Annotated in this window: 1 protein-coding gene and 1 pseudogene; both read left to right on the forward strand. The window is 49.0% G+C overall.

The window, feature by feature from the left end; genetic code table 11:
* A pseudogene (locus tag H6A32_RS16590) lies at positions 1 to 219 on the forward strand (hypothetical protein); the annotation flags it as partial.
* 176 nt (positions 220 to 395) lie between these two features.
* A complete protein-coding gene (locus H6A32_RS16595; RefSeq protein ID WP_279230216.1) occupies positions 396 to 521 on the forward strand; it encodes a hypothetical protein in 126 nt (41 codons plus the stop codon).
* Position 522: the final 1 nt, after the last annotated feature.

Raw genomic sequence — 522 nt, forward strand, 5'->3', positions numbered from 1 at the left:
GCGGCGATATCCGTGATAGGGAAAAATAGTGAATTCAGGGAGATCCACCAGTATTATCAAACAAGAGAGAAAAATCCTCTGAAGAAGATGCAGTCGGTGGTAACGGTAGCATGTTGCAGACAGCCACCTTTAACGGTCATCAGGGCCATATTATCCGGCCAGACCGGGACATCCCCGGCCATTAACCGTTATGCCGCGAAAGGCTCTTTACATGAGTAGCACATGATAGGCTCTCTGCCTTGGCAAATCCGCCTGTGGTGCTGGTTTGCCGGCTTTGCCAGAATATCATGTGTGATGGAGGCTCATGTCAAGAGTACCGTGGAATAATGGTTAATGGTCGGCCGGATAATATGACTCACGCTGGCCGGATAATATGGCACAGGTGGCCGTTTTGGATGACAATCTGCACATGTAAAGTCCTTCGAGTCTTCTATGCCATACTGACAAAAGGTGTAGATTACGATGGAGAAAAGATGCTGGGAGATATCAGGAGACCCGAAAGGGGTGTCCAGGCTGCATAAG

The organism is Drancourtella massiliensis (assembly GCF_016900655.1).
Classification (GTDB): domain Bacteria; phylum Bacillota; class Clostridia; order Lachnospirales; family Lachnospiraceae; genus Sellimonas; species Sellimonas catena.

Coding starts and splice junctions, on each gene's coding strand:
- H6A32_RS16595 (WP_279230216.1), top strand. CDS start 396: ATGACAATCTGCACATGTAAAGTCCTTCGAGTCTTCTATGCCATACTG.